Genomic DNA, 20,436 nt, shown 5'->3' with positions numbered 1-20,436 from the left:
AGCATTAACAAGTATAAATCACCATTTTGATGTCAACGTCTCAAAAAATGTTGCATAAAGGTGAAATCTACCATTTATCAACTACCTTTATTACTGTATTCCCTCAACAAGGTATTCTGCCATGAGAAAAAGTACAGTTGCCCTCTGCGTGCTCAGCACACTTTATATGCCGTCTCTTTATGCCGATGTTCAAATAAATGGATTTGCCTCTATTGTCGCGGGTTCGAGTCTCAGTGACGATAAAAGCTATTATGATTATGACAAAGAGCTCAACTTTAATAACGATTCAAAAGTTGCCTACAATTTACCGCCGATCTGGGCAGTGGCTTAAGAGCCACGGCGCAAGTGCTATCCCGAGGCAATAACGATTACAGTGCCGAATTTGAATGGGCTTATATCTCCTATGACATCAGCGACAAACTTATGCTCATGGCGGGCCGCCAGCGCTTTAACCTGTATAAATACTCTGATTATATTGACGTAGGCTATGCCTATCATTGGATCACCCCGCCCCGCGGCGTTTATTCGTTGCCGTTTAATTCAGGCGAAGGTGTCGGTTTAGTGTATTCCGATTTATGGGGCGATACCGAAGTCGGGTTGACCTATAAATACATCACCACTTCCGTTTCCGACTATGCACCTATAGGTTCATCAACACCTCCCGCGCCCTTCTCCGCCAAGGGCCACATAATGAACTTTAACTTTGTGACCTCTGGGTTTGAGTACGGCTTGAATATTGGCATAGTGACCGATTTCTCCTACGAGTTACCCGCTCTACTCGGCCTAGGCGATGCGATTGCCCAAACAAGGTTATTTAGTCAGCAAGTGGTCGATGATCTTTTGCCCATTAACGACAGCGCGTTACTCATAGGCGCTAACGTTAAATATGATGCGGGTAAATGGTTCGTGTTGGCGGAATACACCCGCATTGACGTCGATCCCAGCAGTTTTAACATCCAAGATTCGGCCTTTGTTTCCGGCGGGATCCGCTATAAAGATTTCACCTTCCACTTAACCTACGGTATCGATAAAAACGATCCACAATACGATGCCTATGAAGGCATGTTACCGCTATACAATAGCCTGCCACCAGCAAACCAAGCTGCGCTAGCGCCTCTGGTTTTTGGTACTAAAGCGGCGCTTGAAGCACAGCAAGAAGACAGCTCCTACTACATCATAGGTACACGCTGGGATTTCCATCCCTCAGCCGCGCTAAAACTGGAGTACACCAACTACAGCAATGACAAACCGTCCTCCGATGAACAGTTGCTGAGTATGGCAATAGACTTAGTTTTTTAAGGAGTTAAACATGAAACTATTAATAAGATCTCGGTTGATGATGAAAACCTTAGTCGCCAGTGTGCTTTTGCTTGGCAGTGCCAGTGTGCAAGCCGAAATTGCCGTCGTGGTGCATCCTTCTAATACGTCAGAAATTAGCGCTGCGGATATTTCACGTATCTATTTAGGTAAACTTAAGTCTTTCCCCAGTGGCGGCACTGTGGTCGCGCTCGATCAACCCGAGGGCTCACCCGCCCGTGATGCGTTCGTGAAGCAGATCCTCAATAAAACCGAGAGTCAGCTTAAAGCCTATTGGTCAAAACTTGTCTTTTCAGGCCAAGGCCAACCGCCAAAAGTCGTCGACTCTAGCGCTGAAATGCTCTCATTGATTGCCGCCAATCCCAATATGATCGGGTTTGTTGACGTCAGCGAAGTGAACGATAGCGTAAAAGTGATCAGTAAGTTCTAGTCCATCTAGCATCATCCTTGTCCGCCTTAACCTCTGGCGGACAAGGTTTTCACTCAGCATTAGCGCGATATTAACCCCAAACATACCCGCAAATGGCGCTCGAATCCCCAGAGAGAAGCTATCCATTTACAGTACTATTAAGAAAAAATAATCTCGATTTCTCAATATCCCGATTCAAACCTTAATTGGATAGACCAGCAGAAACAATTTTGCTGGTATACTCTTGCTAAAAATGTGCTGCTTGCATGAATTAGAGCATGAGAAGACATTTTATATGTCAATAAAACAATAGGTTAAAATGAAACTACTCAAACCTTTATTCGACAACAACCGCCGCTGGGCCGGACGTATACGTCAAGAAAATCCTGATTTTTTTGAGCAATTAGCGAAACAGCAACATCCTGAATATCTGTGGATTGGCTGCTCGGATAGTCGCGTACCGTCTAACCAAATCATCGATCTTATGCCGGGTGAAGTCTTTGTTCACCGCAATATTGCCAACATGGTGATCCATACCGATCTTAACTGCTTATCTGTGCTGCAATACGCCGTTGATGTGCTCAAGGTGAAGCACATTATGGTGGTAGGTCACTACGGCTGTGGTGGTGTGCGCGCGGCCATGGGTCAGCAACGTTTAGGCCTTATCGATAACTGGCTCGGGCATTTACGTGATATCTACCGTATCTATCAAGATGAATTAAAACAGATGGATGAAGCCAAACGTTTTGATCGCCTGTGCGAGCTCAACGTGATTGAGCAGGTTGCCAACGTCACCAGTTCAACCATAGTGCAAGAAGCCTGGGATCGCGGCCAAGAAGTCGCAGTACACGGCTGGATTTACGGCATTGATAACGGTTTACTGACAGATTTAGATGTCACTGTCGATCGTGAACACGGCTTAGCCAATCCACGCTAACAGCCTGAATGTAGGCTTTTAACCCCCAGCTGAGTGTCATCTATGCTCAGATAAAACCTGCCCCTGTGCAGGTTTTTCTTTTTCCATGGCAATTTTCAGCAATAAAACATCGCAAGGGTCTATTACCCCAGTTATAATCCGCCAGTTAATTGCAGCGCGACCTATGCGCGACATATTCTAAGGAGATACCTTCCATGCCCGGTTTTGAATTATTTGGTCCTGAAGAGAAGCAGGAAGTCGCTGACGTTATGGAAAACGGTTTTACCTTCCGTTACAACTTCGACCATATGCGTAATGATCGCTGGAAGGCTCGCGATATGGAGCAATTGCTCTGCGAGAAAATGAACGTGAAGCATGCTCACCTTTTATCAAGCGGTACCGCTGCACTGCAAACGGCCATGATGGCTGCGGGCATTGGCGCTGGCGACGAAGTTATCGTGCCACCTTTTACCTTTGTTGCCTCAGTTGAAGCGATTTTTATGGCAGGCGCGATCCCCATTTTTGCCGAAATCGACGAGACACTGTGTTTATCTCCAGAAGGTATTGAAGCCGCGATTACCCCACGTACTAAAGCGATTAACTTAGTGCACATGTGTGGTTCTATGGCGAAGATGGACGAGATCAAAGCCGTCTGTGCAAAACATAACATCAAGATTTTAGAAGATGCTTGCCAAGCCATTGGTGGCAGCTACAAGGGGCAAGCCCTAGGTACTATCGGTGATGTGGGTTGTTACTCATTCGATTCAGTCAAAACCATCACCTGTGGTGAAGGTGGCGCAGTGATCACTAACAACATTGAAATCTACAACAACGCGCACATGTTCTCCGATCACGGCCATGACCACATTGGTAAAGACCGCGGCGCTGAGTCACACCCTATCATTGGCTTGAACTTCCGTATTTCGGAAATGAACGCCGCCTTAGGGTTAGCGCAATTACGTAAACTCGATACCATTATCGATATCCAGCGTAAAAACAAAAAGACCATTAAAGATGCGATGGCCGCTGCTATCCCAGAAGTAACCTTCCGCCTGATCCCCGATCCAGAAGGCGACTCAGCGGGCTTCTTAACCTTTATGTTGCCAACCGAAGCGCGTACTATTGAAATCAGCAAAAAACTGGCTGAAAACGGCGTCGATGGCTGCTTCTACTGGTATGTAAACAACTGGCATTATTTGAAAAACTGGAAACACATTCAGGAGCTTAAGGCATCTGCTGCGTTGCCAATCACATTAATCGCCGACAGACCTGACTATACTCAAGTTTCTGTGCCTAAATCCGATGCCATTATGAGCCGCACCATTTCTATGCTCATCAAGTTGTCTTGGACCGATGCTCAGATTGCTGAGCGTATCGAAAACATCAAGAAAGCATTTGCCCAATAATTCTACGGGAGTTTGTTGCAATGAGTTTTAAGAATTTTAAAGTAGTTGAAAAAATGATCTTCGGCCGTGGCTCATTCGTCCAATTGGATGAAGTGTTAGCTGCTGAACGTAAAACCGCCGACGACTTCGTGGTATTTTTAGTCGATGACGTGCATCAAGGCAAAGCCCTTGAGGGCCGTATCCCAGCTAAAGCACAAGACATGGTGATTTGGGTTAACGTTGATGAAGAGCCAAGCACCATTCAAATCGACACGTTAACAGAGCAAGTTCAAGCTTTTAATAGCAAACTGCCTGTCAGCGTAGTGGGTTTAGGTGGCGGTTCAACCATGGACGTGGCTAAAGCGGTATCGCTGATGCTGACCAACCCAGGTGGCTCTGCCATGTACCAAGGTTGGGACTTGATCAAGAACCCAGCGGTACACCACATTGGTATCCCAACGATTTCTGGTACTGGTGCAGAAGCGTCACGCACCGCCGTGTTATGTGGTCCAGTGCGTAAGCTAGGTCTGAACTCAGATTACACAGTATTCGATCAAATCATCATGGATTCTGAGTTAATCGAAGGCGTTGAAACGGACCAATGGTTCTACACAGGTATGGATTGCTATATCCACTGTGTTGAATCTTTACAAGGTACCTTCTTAAACGAATTCTCTAAATCCTACGCTGAAAAAGCCATGGATTTATGTCGCCAAGTGTACTTAGACGACCATATAGAAAAAGACGACAAGCTGATGATGGCGTCTTTCATGGGCGGCATGAGCATAGCCTATAGCCAAGTGGGTGCCTGTCACGCGGTTTCTTACGGTCTGTCTTATATCCTGGGTTACCACCACGGTATCGGCAACTGTATCGCCTTTGACGTGTTAGAAGAATTCTATCCAGAAGGTGTTGAAGAGTTCCGTTTGATGATGAAGAAACACAACATCACACTGCCGAAGAACATCTGTAAAGATCTGCCAGACGAAACCATCGCTAAAATGGTTGCCGTGACTAAGAGCATGGGTCCACTATGGGCTAACGTTTACGGCGCGGGTTGGGAAGAGAAAGTCACAGACGAAATGTTGACTGCCCTGTTCCGTCGCATCTAAGCTCTAACACATATTAAAAGGGCTCAATTGTGAGCCCTTTTGTCTATATGCATTGTATTTCTATACTGTATATCTTTGATAAAATTAGGATAATTTGATGAATGTGACTCTGTTAATCCCGGCTCGTTACGGTTCAAGCCGCTTCCCGGGCAAACCCTTAGCCCCGATTAACGGCAAGCCAATGATCCAACACGTGTATGAACGCGCGTCGTTAGCCAAAGGCCTCACCAATATTTATGTCGCTACCGATGATGACCGCATTAAAGCGGCCGTTGAAGGTTTTGGCGGCAAAGTGGTCATGACCAGCCCAGAAGCGGCATCGGGTACAGATCGTATCAATGATGCGATAAACCAACTGGGACTGAAAGATGACGACTTAGTGATCAACCTACAGGGCGATCAACCCCTTATTGACCCAACATCCATCGAGCAAGTTATCAGCCTCTTCGAGCGTCACCCAGGTGAGTTTGAAATGGCCACCTTAGGCTTTGAAATCGTCAATAAAGCCGAGCTTGACGACCCTATGCATGTGAAGATGGTGTTCGATAACAACAACTATGCCTTGTATTTCTCTCGTTCGCGTATTCCTTTTGGCCGCGACACCCAAGATTACCCCGTTTATAAGCACTTAGGTGTGTATGCTTATACCCGCAAATTCGTCCAAGCCTTCGCCGCCCTACCATTAGGTCGTCTAGAAGATCTGGAGAAACTCGAGCAATTACGAGCATTAGAATACGGCCATAAAATCAAAATCGCCATTAGCGCCTTTGATTCTATTGAAGTTGATACGCCAGAAGATATTCGTAAATGTGAGCAACGTTTAGCGGTTGATTAATCACAGCTAAATCGTGCGCGAGTCTATTCGAAACAGGAGCTGAGTATGTCGACCTTAGAAGTCTGGATCATTATTATTTTGATCGTCGGTGTCATCGCCAGCAATCTTGCCGCGTTGAAGTACAGTGCTAAGTTCAAACTGCCGCAGTTCGGCCAACATGGTAAAGATAAACAGATAAAGCCTACTGCCGAGCCTTCGGCAGCAGAGAATGACGCAGATGCGGCTTCAAATAAGCCGAGTTCTGCGGACTCAGAGCCCAATAAAGCAGATGAGCCACCTAAGCGCTAAACTCAATAGTGGCCTTTAAAGAGTATGTTGAAAGATGACTCGTAAACACGCCTCTTAAAGACTGCGCTAAAAAGCTGAGCAATGACGTTAGCAAACATAGAAAAGGCGCCACAAGCGCCTTTTTTGCCTCTTATACCAATCGTATTAATCACAAGCTCATCCACGCATCAACCTTCAGCTTTTTTCGCTGATGTGCGACTCAATGGCTGCTCCTCAAGGTGCGCCACTAGAAAGACTAAGAAGCGAAACAGGGATTTAATCCTCAGATCGTGGCTTTTATTGGGCTCAGCTGCCACTAATTTCTGCAGTGATTTGATTTTAGAATAAGCATTCTCGACTAAAGCGTCGTTCTCTTTACCGACATACTTGGCAAACTCGGCAAATTCGCCAATAAACTTCAGGGTCACTTTACGGCGATTTAACGCAGTGAGTGCGGCGCCCTCTTTCAGTTTTGCCTCAAAAATACTGCATTCTAAACCGCTGGCGATCGCACTTTGCGATAAACCGCTGCTTAAGGCATCGGCCAGAAAACCCAAATTGGCTTTTAACTCAAAGGCAATCGCCTGCTTACTGGCGCTCGATTGTTGCCAGCGACTGCGTTCCTTATCGAAAATATCGTATAGCTCTTTCCAAATGCTCATGCGCTTTGCCTACCTTGCACTGAAACGCTCCCTTTCGTTTAATAGCACTCGACTTTATTTTTTTAATACTAGCGACTGAAAGTTATCATATTCACACTAAAACTAAAATCGGCATAAAAAAATGACCCGAACGAGTCGGGCCATAGTGCAACCATATTCAAATCGAGAGCAATGTATGAGCTGCCTGAGCGAAAAACGAACTCAGTGAGAACTCATGGTTAACTCGCAGCTAATCCAATGAAATATAAAGTTAAAGCACTTGCGATTTTTTCGCATTATTTTTCTCGGCGGCGAGTCGACGCTGCGCTTCTTTTTTCTCGCGGCGCGCTTCAATCACTTGATTTACATCGCTGCCGATATGCGCTTCGTTACGGGCTTTTGCCAGATTCACTTGGCGCTCACGCTCAACAAAACGTTTACGCTGCTCGTCAGAAATTTTGTCAATACAATGTGGACAACTGACACCTTGCACATAGGCAGGGCTCTGTTTTTCAGCTTCAGTGATTGGCATACGGCAAGCATTACATTGATCGTATTGACCTTTCTTCAAGTCATGGTTAACCGCGACGCGATTATCGAACACGAAGCACTCGCCTTCCCACAGACTTTCTTCTGCTTTGACTTCTTCAAGGTATTTAAGAATGCCGCCTTCAAGATGATACACCTCGTCAAAGCCTTGCTCTTTCAAATACGCGGTTGATTTCTCACAGCGAATACCACCAGTACAGAACATGGCAACCTTTTTATGTTTAGCAGGATCAAGATTCTGCTTCACATATTCAGGGAATTCTCTGAAGGTTTCAGTCACAGGGTTAACGGCATTTTTAAAAGTGCCGATTTGCACTTCATAGTCGTTACGAGTGTCGACTAAAATCACGTCAGGGTCAGAAATCAGCGCATTCCAATCTTGAGGCTTAACATAGGTGCCAACCACTTTAAGTGGATCAATGCCTTCAACGCCCATAGTGACGATTTCGTTTTTCAGTTTGACTTTAGTGCGGTAGAACGGCATTTCATCGTCGAATGACAATTTGTGAACAATATTGTCTAGGCCGTTTTGGCTATTAAGCCAAACCAATAATGCTTCGATCGCTTCTTGGGTGCCGGCAACTGTGCCATTAATCCCTTCGCTTGCGAGGAGCAGAGTGCCTTTGATCTCGGCCTGTTCCATCATGGCGAGCAGTGGCGCTCGGATAGATTCAAAATGCGGTAAAGACACGAATTTATATAACGCACACACGACGACTTTAGTCATAACACCCTCTTTGCTAGCTGGAACTTAATTTCCAGTGCATAAACAAATCAATCATCTGTAGACTGGCTACAGATCCCAAAATAGCGCGGAATTCTACCTGAGTCACAGCAAGATAAACACAGATAAAATGCAGGGTCTTTAATTCTTTACGCACAGAGGTAAGAAAAATCATTTTCAGCTGGCAAATTAAGCAGAAATTTCAATATGAAAGCGTTACCATCTGCGCCCTTTGCACACTGCCTGATTGGCACGCGGCATTCGTATTGGCACACTCGCGTCGTCAATAAGCATGTATATGTAGAAGACACAAGCCGACATCAGTGTTCATCGCACCAACTTGCGTCGCATTAGCGCCGCACAGTAGAGGAAATCCTAATGGTTCTTGCCGTTTTATACACTTTTCGCCGTTGCCCCTATGCCATGCGAGCGCGTTTGGGACTCTTACTCGCCCAATGCAATGTTGAAGTCCGCGAAATCACCCTTAAAGCTAAACCAGCGCAAATGCTGGCCGCTTCACCCAAAGGGACAGTGCCGGTATTAGTGCTAGCCAATGGCGAAGTGATTGCCGAAAGTCTCGAGATCATGCGCTGGGCACTCACGCAAGCTGATCCCTTAGCTCTGTTATGTCAGCAAAGCCCTGTAATTGCAGATAAAATGGCGCAACTTATTGCGCAAAATGATCAGCAATTTAAGCCATGGCTCGACCGCTATAAATATGCTGACCGTTACCCTGAACAAACGCAATCTGACTATTACCAGCAAGCGAGCCATTTCCTCACGCAACTTGAAGCATGCTTAGGACAACACTCCTTTTTAGTTGCCGATACACCTCGTCTTGCGGACTACGCCATAGTGCCTTTTATACGCCAATTTGCCGCAGTGGATCTTAAACGTGCACTGAGCGATGATTTTCCGCGACTCGCCGCTTGGCTAGAAAACCTCATTTCGAGTGAAATATTTATTCGAGCGATGGAAAAATATGTGATCTGGGACGCTAGCCATTCTCCAACTTGCTTGTTAGGAGACATGTAAGCCAATAAGATTTAAAGATTATTTTTATTTTATGTTATAGCCATTGGTAAAATATTCGAGTAAGGTATTTGACAGTTAGTGAGGTGGCTAATTTAGCTACCGGTCACTAGACAAGCTTCTCAAGATAAATGTAACCGCGCTTAATGTCTTTCAAAGGCGTGAATGATAGAACACAAGGATAAGGCAGTTGGAACATATGGATATCAATATCATTATTATGCTTGGGGGCCTGATGCTACTGCATTTTCTTTTCGCCCTTCGAGCCTTCAAGAGTAAAGTGGATCTCAGCACCAACAAAAAATGGTTATGGTGCCTACTCAGTCTGATCCTCGGCCCTATGGGATATTACGGTTATCACGGTTTTATTCCCCTCGATAGAATTCTCAAAGACTAAGCCGTCAAACACCATCACATTGGGCGACAACACTTGCTACAGCATCATTGACCCGCCCAATTCAAAGCACATAAATAAGCATTTAAATAAATACTTACAAGCACTTAAACAAGCAAAAAAATAGCGCAAGCTTAGGCTGCGCTATTTTAATGCCCCCTCTTTTACACAACCTTAAAATTCAAATCATTCGCTATAAATGGCTATGCAACAACACAGCATCATCGGGGACTTTTTGGATCACGGGCGCTTGCCCTTCAGCCAAGGCTTGTTTATAGCTTTGATTCATTTTAAGGGCGAGATACAAATCTGGCCGGATCAGAATGCCGCCTTCCCCAGTCTGCATGCCCGCTTGCTCGAACCAACTCAGCATCTGTCGTTTACGCCCCGCAAGCACTAAGCGTACTCCACGCTTTTTAAGCAATTGATGTAAATCTGCCAACATGGCCATCACACTTAAATCTAAATGGGTAAAACAAGGCACAGCATCAATAATGATGCAATCGACTGGCTCAGATTCCCGAATAAACTTTTCCAGTAAACGGCGCTTAAAATACGTCGCATTAAAGTAAGTTAACGGCGAATTAAAGCGATACATAAACACGCCAGGCACAGATTTGGCTTTACCCGAGTCATCGACGCTACGGATAACGCCCTTATGATCTAAGCCAAGCACTTGATCCGTGGGGCGCATTACCGTAGCAAGGAACTGGAATAACCCCAGTAACACGGCCAAAGTGATCCCAGGAATCACCCCAATAAACAGCACTGAGAACAAGGTGATACACGCAAGCAAGAAAGCTGACTTATCGCGCACACGCAGATTCCACAGCGACTTAAGATCGATAAGCGAAATAGAGGCAATCACCAATACCACCCCTAATGCTGCGCTAGGGATGTACTTCAACGGCGCAGTAAAAAACAGCGCCACAACGCCAATCAATACCGCCGCTATGATGGACACTAACTGGCTCTTGCCGCCATTGGCATCATTCACCGCAGTGCGGGAATCGGCGCCGCTCACCGCAAACCCTTGGGAGATGGCAGATGCGATATTGGCTAACCCTAACGCCCTGAATTCTTTATCTGCATCTATATCGTAACCATTTTTTGCCGCAAAACTTCGGGCCGTCAGCATCATGCTCACAAAGCTCACCATGGCTAAGTTGAGCGCTGGCACCACCAACTCACGGGCGATCCCCAAATCAAAAGCCGGTGCTTGGAATGAAGGTAAACCAGAGGTCACCTCTCCGACAACGCTAATGTCAAAGCTCGTCAGGTTAAATACCCAAACAAGGAACGCCGCCATCGCCATCGCGCACATAGATGCGGGCCATTGTGGACGAAACCGTTTCACTAAGGCATAAGTCGCCAGCGTCACAATCCCCATAGTCAAGGTCGGCCAATGGGTTTTTGATAAATAAGAAGGGGCGCCGCTGAGGCGTTCGATTAAATAGCGCTCGTCGAAGGTAAAACCAAAAATCTTCGAAAATTGTCCGACGATAATGGTGATCGCGACCCCGTTAAGCAATCCCATCAAAATCGGCTTTGACAGAAAGTCAGCAAGCACACCCAGCTTAAAACGGCTCGCAATCAAGCACCAAAAGCCTGTCATGGCTGTCATGGTCATGACTAACTGCCAGTGCTTCATGCTATCGCCAGCGGCAAGGGGCGTAACAACGGCGGCGATAACAGCGCAAGTTGCCGCATCTGGACCCACGATTAATTGCTTTGAAGTACCAAATAGCGCGTATACCAGCATAGGCAATACGCAGGAGTACAAACCCACAGCAGCATTGACGCCTGTGAGCTGGGCATAGGCAATAGCAACAGGGAGTGCCACAGCGGCAACTGACAAGCCTGCGCGCACATCATCCCTAAGCCATTGCTTTTCATATTGTAATAATTGCGCCAATCCCGGCATAAACGAAATCAAACTAGGGAACTTCACTCGGCAACCTCCATATACACACTATCAAGATAAGCACTAACCAGTATAACCGAGACTGAAAATATTCAGCGAAAAGGTCATGACCTAACAGCCAGCAATAGTATGTTGGTTATGGCATAAAGCCAATCATTACGCGAGTATTTTCCTCAGAATATTTATGGAGTTAGGCGCTGATTGCACACTAAGTTAGCGCAATATCATCGGCAGTGACACTAAAAGTAAACTGCCCATAAACCAATTAAAATGACGCTTACGTCTATCCGTATTGAGTTTCTTACTGATCGCCGCACCAACAAACACCCAAGTAAATGAAGCCGGAAATCCTACTACGTTAAAGGTTAATACCCCAAGAAAGGCACTGAGCCAAAAGCCATCACAGCCGAGAGTGAAAGCGCTGCACAGAGTGATGGTCGACATCCACGACTTAGGATTAATCCATTGAAATAAAGCGGCCTCAATCAGGGTCATAGGTTTTCGTCCGTCATCTAAATGCGTGCTCTGTACAGGCGATGTCACTAATTTGTACGCCAGATACAGCAAATACGCTAAAGCGAAATATTTCAATACTTGGTGCAATACCGGTAATGCTTCAAACAAGGTTCCAAGCCCAAATAACACCGCAAGGTGTAAAGAAGTCGAACCCAAGCGGATCCCTGCAATGTGCGGCACAGTGCGCAGCACACCAAAATGTGCACCAGAGCTCGCTAAGAGGATATTGTTCGGTCCGGGCGTCATGGTCATGGTTGCACAAAACAACGCGGCAGAAGCCATCAAGGTCCATAATTGTGGATCATAAAGTAGTGCGGTATTCATATTCACCTTAAATTGTATGCATACATTTATTGACATAAACAGATGCAATAAATAATATACGGAGAATATTAGAGATCAATGGATTTATTGTCATGGGTACAATCTGGACGCCAGACCTAACAGCTTTTTCAGGTCAGAAATATCAGCGCTTAGTCAGTGCGATAGAACAAGGCATTTTGCAGAAGGTGTTAACCCAAGGCAGTAAACTGCCCCCGCAGCGCCGTTTAGCCGATGCCTTAGGCATCACTATTGGTACTGTGACCCGCGCCTATGCATTGGCGGAACAAAGGGGTTACGTTGAAGCACGCGTCGGTGATGGCACCTATGTCAACGCCTCCCCAGTACCAGAGATCGGTAACGTACAATTGAATATGGCGACCTGCCAGCAGCCACTCACAGATCAAATTAGCACCCTCAGTGATTGCCTCAGCCAATTAGCAAAAGACCCGACAAAGCTCAGCCAGTTACTGGGTTATCGCGCCAGTCCATTAGATCAACACCAACAAGTGTTTCACCAATGGCTTAACCAACGCGGCATACAACAAACGCCTGAGCAACTGATTTTTACCCACGGCGGCCAGCAAGCGATTTTTGCCTGTTTAAGTGCATTTTTATCGACGGGCGATGTGCTGCTGCACGAGCAATACAGTTATCCAGGCGTGAGAATTTGCGCTAAGCAACTCGGCGTGACCAGCATTGGTGTGCCCCTCTCCCATGAAGGCGTGGATCTCGCCCGCTTTGAGGCGTTAGTGCAAATCCATCATCCCAAGTTAGTTTATCTAACCCTGAATAATCAAAATCCTACCTGTATTCAATACAGTGAGCCGCAGCGGCAAAAACTCCTCGAATTGGCCGAGCAGTATCAGTTTTATATCATTGAAGATGATGTGAATTATTGTTTACCCGAAGAGTGGCATTCGCCCCTGTGGCAATTAGCAAAACAGCTGGCTATCCCACGGGTAATTTATATTTCAAGCCTGTCAAAATTGTTTTCTGGCGGCCTAAGGCAAGGTTTTATTCTGGTGCCTGAACCACTTATCGCCCAAGTGCGACTCGCGATTCATAGCCAATGCTGGATGGTATCGCCGCTGAACATTGAAATAGCCTGTCAGTTGATTAAGAAAGGCCAAATCACTGCCGATCGCGATACCATAGTTCGCCAACGCCAACGTATCTCTATAGCCATGGGCGAACGACTGGGATTAACCCAAACTTGGCGAGGACTGAACGGTTGGCTACAACTGCCAGAAGATATCAAAGCCCATCACCTCGTCACTGCACTGGCCGCTAAAGGCATTTTGATCCGTAATGGAGATGACTTTAATTGCCATGACAATTTTATTCGCTTGAGCCTTGGCGGCGCCGAAAACGACACTCAATTTCAACATGCGATTGAATGTATCGAGGCGACTGTTCACTCCCTGGTACAAAATGCCTATTCAGTGGTGTAATCTCGCTTAAAAACCTCCGAACTCAGCCAATTTTTATGCGCCATGTCAGATGAAGTTAATTCACACTAAATAGCTAATTTGTAAAATTAGAGAGCATAAAAAAGCGCCAGTAGCATGTATGCTACTGGCGCAGATGTGACTGACAAGCATGATGAAGGAGCAATTAGCTATAAACCACTAGCGCAGCACTATTTAATCTTTAGTTGGTAAACACTCGTCGTGCCGCTGACTTCATTGCCTATGATTAACAAAGGATTACCGTTAGGGCTTTTATCGGCACTGACAAACTTCATCCCTTCTGGCCCTAAATCACCCGCCAATGTTGCATCCCCTTTGACTTCACCCGTATCTGTATTGATAACAAAGTCGGCCTCAAAATCACGATTCACAACATAGTCGATAAAATGCACATCGAAGGGATTGGTCACGTCATAAATCATAAAGCCTGCGGTGCGTTCCAAACCAACAAAGGCATATAGTCGTTGACCAATTTGACCTAGGGCTAAGGCTTCTGGCTCTGGTCCTTTATCATCGCTGCGGCTATCGCCTTTATTTTCTTCGTTATTATTGTTGAAGTGACTGCCTAAAAGTGCCGCGGTAATACGTTCAAAATCACTCGCACTGTCAAAGACTTGCTGACCGTCTGCGCTCCAAATCGAGAATGAGCGAGCACCGAAGCTGACTATCTTGTCGTAATCGCCGTCCTTATCGTCGTCACCCATGCTAGTGGTCACTTTAAGGCGAGCTAACTGCGTTTTATCTTTTGCGGCGGCAAATTGTGGGTGATTTGGGTCGAGCACTAAATCCCCTGCGCGGGCTTCTTCAGAAAAGCCTGCATAATCACGGGAATCACCTTCGTTGGCCGTAACGATAAAGTCTGTATTGTTCCAACGGTAGGTCGCGACAGTATCGGGTTGATACATGCCGTAGACGCCTGTGTAGCTTTGCAGGTTGACAAGATTGTCTTTGTCACTCGCATCAATTTTATTCACCTCAAGTCCGTAATCCTTAAGGCCTAGTGGTAAAATCTTGGCGACTTTGGCACTGGCGATATCAATTACGGCAATGGCATTGTTCTCTTGCAAACTGACAAACGCACGGCGGTTATCTTGGCTAATCGCGATATATTCAGGTTCTAAATCCTGCGCCACACTCGCCATTGGACCATTGATTTTAATGTCTGGCGTGATCTCACTGGCACGTGCACCGCCCTGATTAAATTCACTAAAACCGATAATAGTCGCAGTGGCTGCGGGCTTACCGTCAGTAATTGCAATCAGCGCCACACTGCCTTCAGGATCTAAGGTATAGGCTGGATTTGGCTCGCCTTCATTGGCCACTAATAAGGTTTTACCATCGTGGGTAAATGCCACGTTATCGGGTAAAGCGCCGACTTCTACCGCGCTGATAAACTGCGGTGCATCTGTGCCGTTAAGCTGATAAAAAGCCACAAAACCATTGGCTTGGGTTTTATTGCCGGCAGCATCGCCACGTTCAATCGCAGCCGCTAACAAGTTGCCTGAAATGCTCACACTGTTAACGCTACCCATAAAGGTTTGGCCAACGTCTTTAGCCACATCAAGTTCACCAAATTTTTCGAGATTATTCAATGCTAACGGATCAGCGGCATTGGATGCCGTTGCTAATAAACTGCCATCTATAATGTCCACTTTGCCGCTAATGGCATTGACCACAAAAATACGGTTAGATGCACTGTGATATTCAACGATTTCGGCGGCACTTAAGCCATAAACACCAGTCTGATGGCGACCAATTAACTCAGCTTTTAAGCCTGCAGTTTGTGGCTGGCAAACATATTGTGTTTGCGCTGCTGCAATTTCGCTGTCATCTAATTGGCCATTATTGTTAGCATCTAATCCGGTATCGATACGCTGACCACCGGCGGGACAATTGGCATCACCGATATTCAATGCCGTCACGTTAACCAGTGAATTTAAGCCGTTGTCGCCTTTATCACCTGCTGCGCCATCATCACCGCTGCAGGCTCCAAGTAATAAGCTCGCCATAATGGCAGCGGCTAGCGGAAGTCGTTGTGTTTTCATCGTGTCATTCCTGAATATTTTATTTTTAGTAGGGTGAAGCTAAAGCCCACTAAACTAGTCAGCATAAAAGACGCAGGGATGACAAAGCCGTGACACTCAGATGACAACTCGCACTTTCGAACGAGTCAGTTTGAACCATAAGGATTTGAAGGACTAAGATGTAAAGAACTAAGTTACAAAAGACTGCAATTTGATAAGAAAGACTTGATAAGAAAGATTTAAATGAAGAATCTTGTGAAGATAACGGCTCAATCCACTAAAGTGATGCCTCGATAATCAAACTTACCACTTAGTTACAATTTAATCGGTAAAATACAGTAAAGAAATCAGCGCAAAGATTGGTTTATTTGTCCGAGCACTTTACTATGCTATTGCTTGCTGTCTGAACTGTGCAAATAGACAATACCGCAATTCACTTTTGCCTAATCCCCGCCAATGATCTTGATCATGTGCTCTCGCTCTTAATGTAGAAACTGGTAGCGCAGGAACTGGCTTCAAAATGGCGGATTAATCGTGAATTGTCCTAGTACAATTTAAACCACACCGCATAAACCTGTGAAATACGCTTTCATTTCTTTCGCCACCCGAGGTAACAGTGGACCCACAATCACAACCTTCTGCCCATAACGGCAGACGTATACCGAATTTAGCGCTGCTTATTCCCATGCTTGCGGCGATTGTCGCGATCACGCCATTGGCCATCGACATGTACTTACCTGCGATGTCGACATTGGCCCTCAGTTTTCATACCGATGTCACGACAGTGCAACAGTCCCTGAGTATCTACTTAGCGGGTTACGCACTGGGCATGTTATGTTTCGGCCCCCTAGCCGACCGCATTGGTCGTCGTCCTATGGTGATATTGGGACTGAGTGGATTTATGCTCACCAGCTTACTGATTGGGTTTGCGGGTCAAGTCGAAGTCTTTCTTGGCCTACGTTTTTTACAGGCCTTTATCGGCGCGGCTGCGACTGTGGTGGTGCCGGGATACATCAAAGAAGTCTATGGTGACAATACCGCCAAGGGTATGTCATACGTGAGTTTAATCATGATGTTAGCGCCATTGTTGGCTCCTAGTATTGGCAGCGTGATCCTCGAACTCGGTGATTGGCATTTAATCTTCTTCATTCAATCCGCCTATGCCGCTACCCTGTTATTACTGGTGCTGTTTGCGCTGAAAATGCCCAGCGATAAAGATATGGATACCCGCAGCCAGAAATCGTTTCTTGGCGCCTATGCGACCGTATTTTCCCGCCCTGGCGTTAAGCTAAACATTGCCAGCGGCGTGTTAACGTCTTTTTCATTTTTCTGTTATCTCACCGCATCGCCCTTCGTTTACATGGAAGTCTTTGCCTTAGATAAATCCTATTTTGCCATCTTGTTTAGCACTAACGTCGGCGCCTTAATGCTGGCCAATATCATTAATACGCGCATCGTGGGCCGTTATGGTTCGCTCCGTATGTTGCATGTGTCGACCTTTTTCGGGGCGATTGCTGGTGTCGGTTTATTAACCGTAAACCTGCTGGATATGAGCTATCACTTTACCGTGATCATGCTTATTCCTTTGATGGGTAGCCTAGGGGTGATGTCAGTTAATGCCGATGCGATAGTACTGATGAAGTTTAAACAAGAAACAGGAACCGCAACCGCAGTTATTGGCACCTTAAGATTTGGCTGTGGCGCACTGGCGGGGCCGTTATTGGCAGTGTTTTACGATGGCACAGCCGTGCCCTTTTCTGCCCTCATGTTAGGTTCTATTGTGTTAGTCGGTATTTGCCAATTCAATCGTCCAAAGCATCAAATACCGCCGACGGTTTAAGGATCTATTTTTAAGGGTCTATTTCTAAGAGCCATGGATACCAATGCCACATCGGCAACACATGTTTGATCGCGTGAAAACAGCGCATTGGCTTTCACAGATGTAGCAAATAGGTAATATTTAATCGCGACAGTTAAGTATCTGCTTATCTAACCTCCCACACCAAAACGGCACTTTTAGTGCCGTTTTTGCTTTTTAAGCATCTAACAATCTGAAAAATATAAGATAAGCCCATAAACCAGCCTAGGTTACTTGGCGATTCAAGCAAGTTAACGAGTCATTCAAACGTGAAATTGTTTCAAGTTGGTTATTTTTTACATAAAAGGCTTGAAATGTTGTTTTTTTTGAATATGATGAAATTCTGTTCATTGCAACAGTTGCTGCATCCTAAGGGATGAGTCACTTGTCTTCGACGAAGTCAGTTCAGCATTTCGGAGTCTGAATTACCCTTCAGGCTTAATTTTTAGAGCGATTACCGTCGCTGTAACAAGATACTGTTTACCGTAACGGTACTAAGCAATAGGAGTTCCACATGGAGATGTTATCCGGCGCCAGCATGATAGTGCGTTCTTTGATCGATGAAGGCGTAAAGCACATTTTTGGTTATCCTGGCGGTTCAGTTTTAGATATCTACGACGCCCTGCACGTTATCCCCGGTATTGAACACATACTCGTTCGCCACGAACAAGCCGCCGTACACATGGCCGATGGCTACGCCCGTGCCACGGGTAAAGTGGGCGTGGTATTAGTCACCTCAGGCCCAGGCGCGACCAACGCGATTACCGGTATTGCCACCGCTTACATGGATTCTATCCCCCTTGTGGTGTTATCGGGTCAAGTCCCGAGCAATCTTATCGGTAACGATGCCTTCCAAGAATGCGACATGATAGGTATCTCTCGCCCTGTGGTGAAACACAGCTTTTTAGTTAAAGATCCGACTGAAATTCCTGAAATTATTAAAAAGGCTTTTTACATTGCCTCTACTGGCCGTCCCGGTCCTGTGGTTGTCGATCTGCCAAAAGATTGTTTAAACCCAGCTCTGCTGCACGAATATTGCTACCCAGAAAGCGTCAAAATGCGCTCGTACAATCCAACGACATCAGGCCATAAAGGTCAGATCCGCCGTGGTCTTCAAGCCCTGTTAGCCGCGAAAAAACCGGTACTTTATGTCGGTGGCGGCGCGATTATCTCAGGTTGTGATAAGCAAATTCTACAATTAGCTGAGAGATTAAACATTCCCGTCGTCAGCACGTTGATGGGGCTTGGCGCTTTTCCAAGCACTCACAAAAACAGTTTAGGCATGCTTGGGATGCACGGTCGCTACGAAGCCAACATGACAATGCATAACTGCGATTTGATCTTCGGTATTGGTGTACGCTTCGACGATAGAACCACCAATAATGTGGAAAAATACTGTCCGAACGCGACCATTTTGCACATCGACATCGATCCATCTTCTATTTCGAAAACTATCCACGTGGATATTCCTATCGTGGGTTCGGCCGACAGTATTTTAGACAGCATGTTGGCACTGTTAGATGAATCGAACGAACACAACGACAACGATGCCATTGCCACTTGGTGGAATGACATTGAACAATGGCGCAGCCGCGATTGTCTGGCCTATGACAAAAACAGTGGCCGCATCAAACCACAGCAAGTAATTGAAACCTTGTATAAGCTGACCAATGGCGATGCCTATGTCGCTTCAGATGTTGGCCAGCACCAAATGTTTGCCGCCTTGTACTATCCGTTCGATAAGCCGCGCCGCTGGATCAACTCAGGTGGCCTAGGGACGATGGGATTCGGCTTGCCCGCCGCGATGGGCGTAAAAATGGCCATGCCTGATGCCACCGTTGTGTGTGTTACGGGCGATGGTTCCATCCAAATGAACATTCAAGAGCTTTCAACCGCGCTGCAATATGATACGCCAGTAAAAATTATCAACTTAAACAATCGTTTCCTTGGCATGGTAAAACAATGGCAGGACATGATTTACTCTGGCCGTCACTCACATTCCTATATGGATTCAGTGCCAAATTTTGCCAAAATTGCCGAGGCCTATGGTCATGTTGGCATGACGATCAGCGATCCCGCCGAACTTGAGTCAAAAATGGCTGAAGCGCTGGCGATGAAAGACAGGCTGGTCTTTATCGATATCATGGTGGATGAAACTGAGCACGTGTACCCCATGTTGATCCGCGGTGGTGCGATGAATGAAATGTGGCTGACCAAGACGGAGAAATGCTAATGCGTCGAATTATATCTGTATTATTAGAAAACCAATCCGGCGCCCTGTCTCGTGTGGTCGGTTTGTTTTCACAGCGCGGTTATAACATTGAAAGTTTAACAGTGGCGCCAACGGACGATATCACCCTGTCGCGGCTTAACATCACAGTCGTTGCCGATGAAATGGTGTTAGAGCAGATAGAGAAGCAGCTACATAAGTTAATCGATGTGTTAAAAGTATCGAATATTACTGAGTCTGCTTATATTGAACGTGAGCTTGCCCTTGTTAAGGTCCGTGCCCAAGGCGAATTTAGGGAAGAAGTGAAACGTATGGCGGATATTTTCCGCGGTCAGATTGTCGATGTGACGGCGAATTTATACACCATCCAAATGGTGGGCACGTCAGATAAACTCGATGCCTTTATTCATGCGCTGGGGGAAGTCACCAAATTGGTCGAAGTCTCACGCTCCGGCGTGGTGGGTTTGGCCCGCGGCGAAAAGGCCATGAAAGCCTAGTTTTCTCACGGAA

Annotated in this window: 19 protein-coding genes; 14 read left to right on the top strand and 5 right to left on the bottom strand. The window is 46.1% G+C overall.

From position 1 onward, the window contains the following. Positions 1-121 precede the first annotated feature (121 nt). From FW758_RS04125 to FW758_RS04090, 8 genes are all read left to right on the top strand, one after another. Positions 122-331 (top strand): hypothetical protein, encoded by a 210-nt coding sequence (locus tag FW758_RS04125; RefSeq protein WP_446444710.1) that lies wholly within the window; start codon positions 122-124, stop codon positions 329-331. Positions 332-345: 14 nt separating this feature from the next. Next, a complete protein-coding gene (locus FW758_RS04120; RefSeq protein WP_446444709.1) occupies positions 346-1,299 on the top strand; it encodes a porin in 954 nt (317 codons plus the stop codon). Positions 1,300-1,309: 10 nt separating this feature from the next. Then, positions 1,310-1,747, top strand: coding sequence for a hypothetical protein (locus tag FW758_RS04115; RefSeq protein WP_063883509.1), 438 nt, complete (start codon positions 1,310-1,312; stop codon positions 1,745-1,747). 298 nt (positions 1,748-2,045) lie between these two features. Further along, positions 2,046-2,663 (top strand): carbonate dehydratase, encoded by a 618-nt coding sequence (can, locus tag FW758_RS04110; protein ID WP_012089329.1) that lies wholly within the window; start codon positions 2,046-2,048, stop codon positions 2,661-2,663. A 194-nt stretch (positions 2,664-2,857) separates the two neighbouring features. Next, positions 2,858-4,048, top strand: coding sequence for an 8-amino-3,8-dideoxy-alpha-D-manno-octulosonate transaminase KdnA (gene kdnA / locus FW758_RS04105; protein ID WP_446444708.1), 1,191 nt, complete (start codon positions 2,858-2,860; stop codon positions 4,046-4,048). Positions 4,049-4,068: 20 nt separating this feature from the next. Continuing rightward, positions 4,069-5,139, top strand: coding sequence for a 3-deoxy-alpha-D-manno-octulosonate 8-oxidase KdnB (kdnB, locus tag FW758_RS04100; protein ID WP_259510407.1), 1,071 nt, complete (start codon positions 4,069-4,071; stop codon positions 5,137-5,139). A 97-nt stretch (positions 5,140-5,236) separates the two neighbouring features. Beyond that, complete coding sequence (kdsB, locus tag FW758_RS04095; protein ID WP_006081834.1) at positions 5,237-5,974, top strand: 8-amino-3,8-dideoxy-manno-octulosonate cytidylyltransferase KdsB; 738 nt, start codon at positions 5,237-5,239, stop codon at positions 5,972-5,974. A gap of 45 nt (positions 5,975-6,019) precedes the next feature. Beyond that, a complete protein-coding gene (locus tag FW758_RS04090) occupies positions 6,020-6,262 on the top strand; it encodes a DUF2897 family protein (protein ID WP_446444707.1) in 243 nt (80 codons plus the stop codon). 167 nt (positions 6,263-6,429) lie between these two features. Here the strand turns inward: FW758_RS04090 and FW758_RS04085 are convergent, their stop codons facing one another. Together FW758_RS04085 and trhO are read right to left on the bottom strand one after the other, a co-directional pair. Then, entirely contained in the window at positions 6,430-6,903 is a 474-nt protein-coding gene (locus tag FW758_RS04085) for a hypothetical protein (protein ID WP_006081836.1), read from the bottom strand. Positions 6,904-7,153: 250 nt separating this feature from the next. After that, positions 7,154-8,158 (bottom strand): oxygen-dependent tRNA uridine(34) hydroxylase TrhO, encoded by a 1,005-nt coding sequence (trhO, locus tag FW758_RS04080; RefSeq protein WP_012197232.1) that lies wholly within the window; start codon positions 8,156-8,158, stop codon positions 7,154-7,156. A 375-nt stretch (positions 8,159-8,533) separates the two neighbouring features. Between trhO and FW758_RS04075 the strand changes: the two genes are divergently transcribed. Both FW758_RS04075 and FW758_RS04070 read left to right on the top strand, forming a co-directional pair. Further along, positions 8,534-9,190, top strand: a complete 657-nt coding sequence (locus tag FW758_RS04075; RefSeq protein ID WP_446444706.1) for a glutathione S-transferase — start codon at positions 8,534-8,536, stop codon at positions 9,188-9,190. Between the two features lie 196 nt (positions 9,191-9,386). Beyond that, complete coding sequence (locus FW758_RS04070) at positions 9,387-9,584, top strand: hypothetical protein (protein ID WP_006081839.1); 198 nt, start codon at positions 9,387-9,389, stop codon at positions 9,582-9,584. A 190-nt stretch (positions 9,585-9,774) separates the two neighbouring features. Here the strand turns inward: FW758_RS04070 and FW758_RS04065 are convergent, their stop codons facing one another. Then, entirely contained in the window at positions 9,775-11,532 is a 1,758-nt protein-coding gene (locus FW758_RS04065; RefSeq protein ID WP_011846940.1) for a SulP family inorganic anion transporter, read from the bottom strand. A gap of 186 nt (positions 11,533-11,718) precedes the next feature. Continuing rightward, positions 11,719-12,345 carry a LysE family translocator gene (locus FW758_RS04060; RefSeq protein ID WP_446444705.1) on the bottom strand — a complete coding sequence of 209 codons (627 nt, stop codon included), beginning with the start codon at positions 12,343-12,345 and terminating at the stop codon, positions 11,719-11,721. A gap of 92 nt (positions 12,346-12,437) precedes the next feature. On the opposite strand from FW758_RS04060, the gene FW758_RS04055 reads away from it, so the two are divergent. Next, positions 12,438-13,796: an aminotransferase-like domain-containing protein gene (locus FW758_RS04055; protein WP_446444704.1), complete on the top strand. Its 1,359-nt coding sequence runs from the start codon at positions 12,438-12,440 to the stop codon at positions 13,794-13,796. Between the two features lie 188 nt (positions 13,797-13,984). On the opposite strand, the gene FW758_RS04050 is transcribed toward FW758_RS04055, so the two are convergent. Further along, a complete protein-coding gene (locus tag FW758_RS04050; RefSeq protein ID WP_446444703.1) occupies positions 13,985-15,859 on the bottom strand; it encodes a choice-of-anchor I family protein in 1,875 nt (624 codons plus the stop codon). A gap of 595 nt (positions 15,860-16,454) precedes the next feature. Between FW758_RS04050 and FW758_RS04045 the strand changes: the two genes are divergently transcribed. The 3 genes from FW758_RS04045 (at position 16,455) to ilvN (ending at position 20,423) form a co-directional block, all read left to right on the top strand. Then, a complete protein-coding gene (locus FW758_RS04045; RefSeq protein ID WP_006081844.1) occupies positions 16,455-17,678 on the top strand; it encodes a multidrug effflux MFS transporter in 1,224 nt (407 codons plus the stop codon). Between the two features lie 532 nt (positions 17,679-18,210). Beyond that, complete coding sequence (locus FW758_RS04040) at positions 18,211-19,929, top strand: acetolactate synthase 3 large subunit (RefSeq protein ID WP_006081845.1); 1,719 nt, start codon at positions 18,211-18,213, stop codon at positions 19,927-19,929. Beyond that, positions 19,929-20,423, top strand: coding sequence for an acetolactate synthase small subunit (gene ilvN, locus FW758_RS04035; RefSeq protein WP_006081846.1), 495 nt, complete (start codon positions 19,929-19,931; stop codon positions 20,421-20,423). The genes FW758_RS04040 and ilvN overlap by 1 nt, the downstream gene beginning before the upstream one ends. Positions 20,424-20,436 lie beyond the last annotated feature (13 nt).

This window comes from Shewanella sp. 1180_01 (genome assembly GCF_052850535.1).
The sequence above is the reverse complement of the archived record's forward strand: the minus strand, read 5'-3'. Positions and strand labels throughout refer to the sequence as shown.

Excerpts from the sequence above, each read along its gene's own strand:
- can (WP_012089329.1), top strand. The coding sequence starts at position 2,046 with ATGAAACTACTCAAACCTTTATTCGACAACAACCGCCGCTGGGCCGGA.
- FW758_RS04125 (WP_446444710.1), top strand. The coding sequence starts at position 122 with ATGAGAAAAAGTACAGTTGCCCTCTGCGTGCTCAGCACACTTTATATG.
- FW758_RS04090 (WP_446444707.1), top strand. The coding sequence starts at position 6,020 with ATGTCGACCTTAGAAGTCTGGATCATTATTATTTTGATCGTCGGTGTC.
- FW758_RS04070 (WP_006081839.1), top strand. The coding sequence starts at position 9,387 with ATGGATATCAATATCATTATTATGCTTGGGGGCCTGATGCTACTGCAT.
- ilvN (WP_006081846.1), top strand. The coding sequence starts at position 19,929 with ATGCGTCGAATTATATCTGTATTATTAGAAAACCAATCCGGCGCCCTG.
- kdnA (WP_446444708.1), top strand. The coding sequence starts at position 2,858 with ATGCCCGGTTTTGAATTATTTGGTCCTGAAGAGAAGCAGGAAGTCGCT.
- trhO (WP_012197232.1), bottom strand. The coding sequence starts at position 8,158 with ATGACTAAAGTCGTCGTGTGTGCGTTATATAAATTCGTGTCTTTACCG.
- FW758_RS04085 (WP_006081836.1), bottom strand. The coding sequence starts at position 6,903 with ATGAGCATTTGGAAAGAGCTATACGATATTTTCGATAAGGAACGCAGT.
- FW758_RS04040 (WP_006081845.1), top strand. The coding sequence starts at position 18,211 with ATGGAGATGTTATCCGGCGCCAGCATGATAGTGCGTTCTTTGATCGAT.
- kdnB (WP_259510407.1), top strand. The coding sequence starts at position 4,069 with ATGAGTTTTAAGAATTTTAAAGTAGTTGAAAAAATGATCTTCGGCCGT.
- FW758_RS04055 (WP_446444704.1), top strand. The coding sequence starts at position 12,438 with ATGGGTACAATCTGGACGCCAGACCTAACAGCTTTTTCAGGTCAGAAA.
- kdsB (WP_006081834.1), top strand. The coding sequence starts at position 5,237 with ATGAATGTGACTCTGTTAATCCCGGCTCGTTACGGTTCAAGCCGCTTC.
- FW758_RS04050 (WP_446444703.1), bottom strand. The coding sequence starts at position 15,859 with ATGAAAACACAACGACTTCCGCTAGCCGCTGCCATTATGGCGAGCTTA.
- FW758_RS04115 (WP_063883509.1), top strand. The coding sequence starts at position 1,310 with ATGAAACTATTAATAAGATCTCGGTTGATGATGAAAACCTTAGTCGCC.
- FW758_RS04075 (WP_446444706.1), top strand. The coding sequence starts at position 8,534 with ATGGTTCTTGCCGTTTTATACACTTTTCGCCGTTGCCCCTATGCCATG.
- FW758_RS04060 (WP_446444705.1), bottom strand. The coding sequence starts at position 12,345 with ATGAATACCGCACTACTTTATGATCCACAATTATGGACCTTGATGGCT.